At 70.0% G+C, this 7,879-nt stretch carries 5 protein-coding genes and 1 pseudogene; 3 read left to right on the forward strand and 3 right to left on the reverse strand.

Translation table 11 applies throughout. The features are described 5' to 3' along the window. Nucleotides 1–5: 5 nt before the first annotated feature. From ACWCPF_RS43080 to ACWCPF_RS43090, 3 genes are all read left to right on the forward strand, one after another. Complete coding sequence (locus tag ACWCPF_RS43080; RefSeq protein WP_451050608.1) at nucleotides 6–1,541, forward strand: VWA domain-containing protein; 1,536 nt, start codon at nucleotides 6–8, stop codon at nucleotides 1,539–1,541. An 85-nt stretch (nucleotides 1,542–1,626) separates the two neighbouring features. Then, the gene (locus tag ACWCPF_RS43085) at nucleotides 1,627–3,663 is read left to right on the forward strand and encodes a hypothetical protein (protein ID WP_451050609.1); all 2,037 of its coding nucleotides are present in this window, start codon (nucleotides 1,627–1,629) and stop codon (nucleotides 3,661–3,663) included. A gap of 200 nt (nucleotides 3,664–3,863) precedes the next feature. After that, the gene (locus ACWCPF_RS43090) at nucleotides 3,864–4,313 is read left to right on the forward strand and encodes a spore-associated protein (protein ID WP_451050610.1); all 450 of its coding nucleotides are present in this window, start codon (nucleotides 3,864–3,866) and stop codon (nucleotides 4,311–4,313) included. Nucleotides 4,314–4,381: 68 nt separating this feature from the next. Here the strand turns inward: ACWCPF_RS43090 and ACWCPF_RS43095 are convergent, their stop codons facing one another. From ACWCPF_RS43095 to ACWCPF_RS43105, 3 genes and pseudogenes are all read right to left on the reverse strand, one after another. Next, a complete protein-coding gene (locus ACWCPF_RS43095) occupies nucleotides 4,382–6,286 on the reverse strand; it encodes an SMI1/KNR4 family protein (RefSeq protein WP_451050611.1) in 1,905 nt (634 codons plus the stop codon). A gap of 184 nt (nucleotides 6,287–6,470) precedes the next feature. Continuing rightward, nucleotides 6,471–7,367, reverse strand: a complete 897-nt coding sequence (locus tag ACWCPF_RS43100) for an RNA polymerase sigma-70 factor (RefSeq protein ID WP_451050612.1) — start codon at nucleotides 7,365–7,367, stop codon at nucleotides 6,471–6,473. Nucleotides 7,368–7,636: 269 nt separating this feature from the next. Then, nucleotides 7,637–7,879: pseudogene (locus ACWCPF_RS43105) on the reverse strand (FAD-dependent oxidoreductase); the annotation flags it as partial.

Here is a 7,879-nt window from a genome sequence, read left to right on the forward strand (position 1 = left end):
GAACCATGGGCCGGACAGACAAGGCACGGGGCGAGCCGGCGAGCCCGGCCGGGAGACGGCTGGGCCGGTCCGCCGCCGCTCCCGAGCGGCACACCGCGGCCGTGGTCAAGGACCGGTTCGACCGGATCACCTGGCGCGACACCTACGAGCAGTCGGCCGGACTGCGCGATCTGGCCGAGGAGTTGAACGAACGCTACGACTACACCGCTGACCTCCTGACCGACGCGTTCCTCGCCGCCTACAAGGCCAGGCCGCGGTTGCGCGAGCGCGCGGAAATGGACCTCTCCCGGCTGGTCAACCACCAGATCATCACCTCACTGACGGAGTCACCGGAGTTCGCCGAGCTGCACCGGGAGACGGCCGGCGACCCCTACGCAGCCGCCATGGCCGTGCTCGCCCAGGCCGCCGCCCTGCGCCGGATGCTGGAGCGCACCCAGGAGGCCCGCCAACGTGCCGAGCAGGCAAACAAGGCACAGCAGGACGCCGACGCCGTACAGCAGCCGATCGACGCGGCCGAGGCTGCCCCGCGGCAGGCTGCCCAAGACGCCGTCCAGGATGCCGCGCAGGCCCTCGCAGCGGCGGCCCCCGGTGTCCGTGCCGCCGCACGGAACGCCGCGGCGAAGGCCGCCGAGGCCGTGCGCCAGGAGGCCGCACTCATGCGGGCGTGGGGCGTCGCTCCCGGCGAGCTGGAGCGGATGCCGTTCGCTCGGCGCGCCCAACTCGCCGAGCGGTTACGCGCCGGCCGGCTCGCCCAGTGGGCCGAGCTGATCGGTCGCTTCCGGCAGATGGCCGGCGGTGAGCGCGCCCGCAAGGTGGAGAACGCCACCGGGGAACTGGTCGGCGTCACGCTCGGCAACGACCTCTCCCGCGTCATCCCCTCCGAGCTGGTGGGCCTCGGCCTGTCCGAGCTGCGTGCGGTTTTCGCCGTGCGCTACGCCGCCGGGGAGCTGATGCTCTACGACAGCCAGGGAGAGCAGGCCACCGGCCAGGGCGCTGTCATCGCGTGCGTGGACACCTCGCACTCCATGTACGAGACAGGGCCCGGCGGCGTGACCCGGGAAGCGTGGGCCAAGGCGTGCGCTCTGGCGCTGCTCGATCAGGCCCGCCACGCGGGGCGGGACTTCGTCGGCATCCTGTTCTCCGCCGCCGACAAGATCCAGGTCTTCCGCTTCCCGGCCGAGCAGCCGGCGCAGATCGCCCAGGTGCTCGACTTCGCGGAGTCCTTCCTCGGCGGCGGAACCAGCTACCAGACGCCGCTGTCGGCGGCCGCGGAACTGCTGGAGGAGGAGTTCAACGACACCGCCCGCGCCCGCGGCGACATCGTGATGATCACCGACGACGACTGCGGCGTCAGCGAGGAATGGATGCGCGGCTGGAACGACGCCAAGCACCGATTGGACTTCCGGGTCTTCGGCGTGGCCGTCGGCACCCCCCGCGTCGCCGAAGCCGACTCGGTCCTTCAGGCGCTGTGCGACAACCTCCGCTCCATCGAGGACCTCACCGACGTCCACGCCGCCGCCGACCTCTTCCGCGTGATCTGACCCCTGCGCCCCCAGGGCGGATTGCGAGTGTCCGGGCGGCTGCCCTCCGTCACCCGTCGCCAGAGTCCATCGATATCGTCCTGGCATGACACAAGAGTTCGATCTCGCCGCGGCTCTCGCCAGAGGCGTCGAAGACCGCAGCGGTGCGTGGAGCTTCATTCAGGGCTTCGCCGCCCATTGGGCCGGCGCGCTGGGGAGCGGCGACGGGTGTGCGGAGGCCGAGCTGCTCGCCGCGGAAGAGAGGCTGGGCGTCCGGCTTCCTGCGGCGTTGCGCGAAGCGTATCTGCTGTTGGGCCACCGTCGGGATCTGACCAGCAACCACGATGTGCTGCTCGGCCCGACGGAACTGTATGTGGATGAAGCCCAGGAAGCCCTGGTCTTCCGGCACGAGAACCAGGGAGCCGCATCTTGGGGCATCCTCCTCGGCAGCCTCCAGGAAGACGACCCAGCGGTGTTCATCCGGACCGACCTGGCCGACAAGGCGGCGGAGCGGTGGGAAGGTTGGCTGGAGCGTCTCTCCCTCAGCTTCGTAGAGATCGTCCTGTCCGAGTCCGTCCAGGCGGACGAAGAGCTCTGCGACTTCTGCGACGCCGATGACGAGAGCATTGAGCTGCTGGAAGAGCATTGCGTCCAGCTGCCCTTCCCGGCCTATCCCAGCGGCGAGGAAGAACCCGGGATCCGATGGTTCCTGGGCCAGGACGTCCTTCTGCGGAATGACGACAACGCAGCCATCCTGGCGCGCGGCCGGACGGCAGGAGACCTCGACCGCCTTCGTGAACTGATCCCGGGCGACTGGCTCGACGACGGTGTCGGCATGAACGCTGATGAGGTCGAGGTCGAGGTTGAACTTGAGGTCGACCTTCAGGTCGTGGCACGGGTGCGGGTCAGTAGCGGGCGTCCGGTTGGGCAACTGGCATGCCATCCGCGGCTTCCCCTGGTCGCCGGTTTGGACTCGGAACGCCCTGCGGTCCATGTCTGGGGCTGCGAGGCCGGCCGGTTGCACGATCTCGGCTCCATCGGCGCCGAGTCGCGTGCCTACGGCGATGATGCCGCCAGCTGGGACAGTAGGGAGCGCACACCCGTTGTGGCATGGCATCCGGACCTGCCGCTGCTCGCCGTCGCCGCCGAGGACCGAGTGGTGCAGTGGACGCCTGCCGGGCTCTCCGACGTGGAAGGCGTTCCACCCACCGCCCGCTACCACAGTCTGGCATTCAGCCCGGACGGTCGGACGCTGTGGGCTTCGCCGTCGTCGGGCGAGGGAGACGACACATGGGCCAGCTCCGACGTACTCGACCTCGCTGCGGGAACCCTCGGCACCGGCCCACGTTGGGACACCGGGGTCGCGGAGCATCCCGCCGGCGGATTGGTGGCCACGCTCGCCAGTGATCAAGGCGCGACACTCGGACTCTTCGCTCGGGTCGATCACAAGACCGCGCCCGCGGTAATGCGAGTGCTGCGCCGGGCGTTGATATTGGACGCCGACGGCTACGAGAAGCCGATTTTCAGCGCGGACGGACGCCATCTCGCGATGCGAGGCAACGCATACGGCAATTCGCTGGACGTGTTCGAGTTCCCTTCACTGCAGCGCGTTCTGGCGACGACTCTCGGCGAACCCAGCCCGGGCTACCCCTACCCGCAGGAGTGGCTCGAACAGATGCGCTCCTGGTCACGACACAACATTGCGTTCGGATCCCAACCGGGTGTGCTCTGGGTCGGAACGCCCACCGGGACTCTCATCGAAGTCAACGTCGACACCCTGCAGGCGGTCGAGCACGACGTGCTGGGCGGCTCCCCCGTGTCCGGGCTGGGCGCCACGCCGACAGGCGAACTCGTCATCGCGAGCGGTGGAGGCGACCTCGTGCTGTTGTCCGTGCGGGCCGGCTCCGCACAGACCCGTAGCACGGACGGCGATACGTCGCCGACGGCGGCAGTCGCGGCGTTCTTGGACGCCACCTCCGAAATTCCTGACGACGGCGACCTGGAGTCCCACCTCGTCATCACCGACGGAGCCCGCACCTGGGAATCGGACGATCTGGAGACAGTGACAACCGCAGCCACAACAGATCCGACCTGGCTGCGACTTCAAGCCGCGATCAACAACGCGCGCGCCCAGGACGAGTGAGCCCCTGCAGCCCGTACCCTGCGGCGCGCACCCGGCGGAGCGGGCGCACATCTCTCACACGCCTGCGGTTGCGTCCCAACTCAGCCAAATATGTCGCCAGTTATGACCGAAAACACCCGTAACTCCGGCACAACCATCCGAAGGCCCAGCTCGTCACATAAGGCAGGAGTAACCAACTCCTAAGCACACAAGGGGGAAATATGCGCTTTACTCACTCCATTCTGGGCGCTGCCGCACTGGCCGCTCTCACGGTGGGGGCCACCACCGCTCTGGCGGCGCCGGCCTCCGCCGCACCCAACACCACCCCGCAGAAGGTCTGCGGAAGCGGCTACAAGACCGTGAACTCCGCGGCCGTCGGCTCGCTGGGCACCGTGTACCTCGCCTACAACTCCACCAACGGCAACAACTGCGTCGTCACCATCCGCAACAACCCCGGCACCGCGTTGGACATGTCCGCCTGGATCTACGTCCCCGAGACCAACGAAGGGGACGACGACTCCGGGCGCTACACCTCCTACGCAGGGCCCTCCTACGTCATCGGCAAGGGCCTCTGCGTCGACTGGGGCGGCTCCATCGCCAACACCTATGTGCAGGTGATCGGCTCCAACTGCGGCTCCCGCGCAGAACACCGGACCACCTACACCCGCTGATCCGCCCACACGCCACACCCGGCAGGCCGCGAGCCCCCGCCTCGCTGCTGCCGCAACGCCCCCAAGCCTCAGGGTCGGTTCCGCCCGAAGACGATGTATCCGTAGGCGAACCCCTCGCCCTCGCGCGGCGCGCGGGTCCAGGACCGGGTGGTGAAGGTGCGGAGTCTGCCCCGTGTGAGTGCGAAACGGGGCAGTGACAGCCCGAGTTCGATGTGCAGAGCCTCCAACACACGCAGTTCGCCGTCCGGTTCAGCGCCCTCCGGGCCGAACAGCAGGGCGGGGTCCAAGGCTTCGGGAATCGCGCCGGAGCGCTCGATCTCCGTACCCCGCACAGTGAACGCGTAGAGCTCCTCGCCCTGTTCGGCCACCGACAGGTGGAACGCGGCCGGGCGGTCGCCCGGGGACGAGCCCCTCGGATCGCGCCACACCACCACCGCGCGGCCGGACGCGGAGGCCGCCGCAGCGGGGGAAGAGAACAGAGTGCTCATGTGGTGGGAGGTGCCGTCGAAGGCGAAGGCCCACGCTTCGGCGGTGCGGCCGACGGCGACCACGGCCCGGTCCTCCCAGAGTTCCACGCCCTCGCGCTCATGGGGTTTGGGCGCGCGCCAGGACACCTCTCGCGGATCCGCGGGCGCACTCAGTTCGGCGCCTTCCTCACCTATCAGAGCGGGCAGGTCGGCGGGGTCGATCCCCTCGGCCCAGACACAGCGATAGCCGTCGTGCGGCCGCCGGTTCGCCGCGGGCTCCGTCAGCCAGGCGAGGCCCGGCGGGTCGAGATCGGGCGTCGGCTCGGGAGCGGGTCCCACTTCCCCGGACCGCGGCGTCGCAAGGATTTCCCGCCCACGCTCCGGGGTGACCAGCACGCCCAGGACCGGATCGGCGAGCAGGCCGATCGGGGCGATCAGCGAGGGCCCGGGCGCCACCCACAGCGGGAGCGCATCGCGCAGCACCCGCCACGCGGCGTCGGTGGCCCCGCGGTCGGCCGCCTGCCGGGCCTCGGAGACGGCCTGGCCCCATGGGCCGGGAGGCGTGTAGCGGTGGGTGCCCTCCCGCATCGCGCCCAGTACCGCCTCGGTACTCCCCCGGGCGACGCCGCGCGCGGCCATCATCCCGAGCCAGTGCTCGTCCCCGCCCAGGCGCCATCCGCCGCGTGCCGGCGTCATGGCTTCCAAAGGCAGGATCTCGCGCAGGTAGCGCGGGTCGGCCGCCAGGTTGCCGTAGTCGCGGGGGCTGCCCGGGGCCAGCAGGTGCCGGAGCTGGTTCAGCAGAACGGCGCTGTTCGGCCGTCCGAAGGACCGCGCCTCCTCGAGCAGGGGCAGGGCCTCCTCGTACCGTCCGCGCAGGGCCAGCAGGCGGGCCTCCTCCACCTGGGCGTCCTGCGCGCGCGTGGTCGCGTTCACGAAGTCGGCGCTCTGCGCCCGGTCGGAGTGGAAGCCGCGGTACATGGCCTCCATGTACGCGCGAAACGACGGGTAGCGGTCCGGGAGTTCACCGCTCCAGCCCCGGTAGACGTAGAGCGCCCACTCACCGTCCTGGTCCGTGTCGCCCGGGTCGAGCAAGGCGGGCGACATGTCGGAGTCCGTCTCCAGCCGTAGCGCCCGCTGCCACATCCCGGCCAGCAGGACGTCCTCCTCGCGCGGGTTGTCGCCCAGCTGCTCCTCGTACAGCGGGGTCATGTCGAACGGGTCTTCGAACCAGCCGATCTCCGCGACGCCGCCGAGCTGGTAGACCCCGGCCGTCTGATCCACCTGCCACCCGTCGCTCACGGCCAGGAACTCCCGGTACGAGGCCGGCAGCCGCCGCCCCAGCCGCTCCTCGGCCGCGGCGATCGCCGACTCTTCCGCCCCGGGCCTGCCCAGGTGGAAGCCCTTCAGCCCGCCGTCGTCCTCGCCTTCGTCCTCATCCGCGCGTGGAACCCACTCCTGCTGCCAACGTCCCAGGAACTCGTGCCAGTTAAAAGAGTCGCCGCTCATGTCCGCATGGTGCCATCCGGCACTGACAACGGCCCGGGCCAGTAGCCTCGGGCGCCATGACACGCCGAGGCGCGCGCGTCCGATCCACGTCGTGCAGGGCTGCCGGCCGCGAGGTGTGCGGCGTCGTGCCGGGCCCGGAGGCCAGCAGCCCTCTCACAGGATCGCGAAGGACGCGATCCGGCGGTCAGCGGGAGGTGAGGGTCGTCTCCGATTCGACGTGGGTGAGCTTTTCGGGGTTGCGGACGTAGAAGAGGTCGGTGACCCGGCCGTTGTCCACGCGGAAGGCCAGGACGCCGTCGATCTCGCCGTCCACGCGCAGGATGAGTGCGGGGTTGCCGTTGATCGTCGTGGACTCGCTGCTGAAGGCGCCGCCGGCCTTCTCGACGCTGCCGGCCATGTAGCGGAGCACCTTCTCGGCGCCGATGACGGGCTTCAGTGCCGCCATCTTGAGTCCGCCGCCGTCGCTGACGAAGACGACGTCCGGGGCGAGTACGTCGAGCAGCCCCTGCAGATCTCCGGTCGCGAGCGCGGACTGGAACGATTCCATCGCCGCCCGGGTCTCTTCGGCCGTCACCGGTGTGCGCGGTCGGCGGGCGTCGACGTGCTGGCGGGCGCGGTAGGCGATCTGGCGGGCGGCGGAGGGGCTCTTGTCGATGGCGGCCGCGATGTCCTCGTAGCCGACGTCGAAGACCTCGTGCAGTACGAAGACGGCACGTTCGGTCGGTGAGAGGGTTTCGAGGACGAGCATGAGTGCCAGCGACAGGCTCTCGGACAGTTCGACGTCCTCGGCGACGTCCGGCGCGGTGAGCAGGGGCTCGGGCAGCCAGGGGCCTACGTAGGCCTCCTTGCGCCGTTGGAGGGTGCGCAGCCGGTTGAGCGCTTGCCGGGTCGTGATCCGCACCAGGTAGGCGCGGTGGTCGCGCACTTCCGCCAGGTCGACGTTGACCCAGCGCAGCCAGGTCTCCTGGAGGACGTCCTCGGCGTCCGCCACGGATCCGAGCATTTCGTAGGCAACGGTGAACAGCAGGTTGCGGTGGGCGACGAAAGACTCGGTCGCGGGGTCGGTCACGTGGTCGCTCATGTCGTACGTTTCGCTCTCTCAGGGTCGGCTCGGTGGGCCGGTGGCAGGCCGTGGATCAGGTACCCGGCCTCACGACGGGGCTGCTGTCGGCTGCAGCCTCGCCATGGAGGCCGTGGGGGGGTGGGCAGGCTCGCGGGAAGGGGGCCGCGGTGCCCCGGTGCCCGGCCGCGGCGGACGAAGCTGCGGCGTGGTGTGCTTGTCACTTCAGCTCGGTCCTTCCTGGGCCGGACCGGTCGGACCCGTTGGTCCGGCCGGAGACGGGGTGCTGCTCAGGCGGCGCGTCCGATGCTGGACGACGACTGCTCCGGCTGAGGCGTTGCCGCACCGTTGGCGCCGACGCGGTCGCCGTTGGGCCGGGAGCTGGCCTTGCGCGCACCGGAGAGGAGCTTGTTGAGGGTGAAGCGGCAGGCGATCTCCTTGACGCCGGCGCCGGTGCGGCCGCTGATGCTGGCGGCGTTGACCTTGTCGTTGGGGTAGGAGAACTGGGTGACGCCTTCCTTGCGGCCGAGGCT

The organism is Streptomyces sp. NPDC001858, from assembly GCF_053594615.1.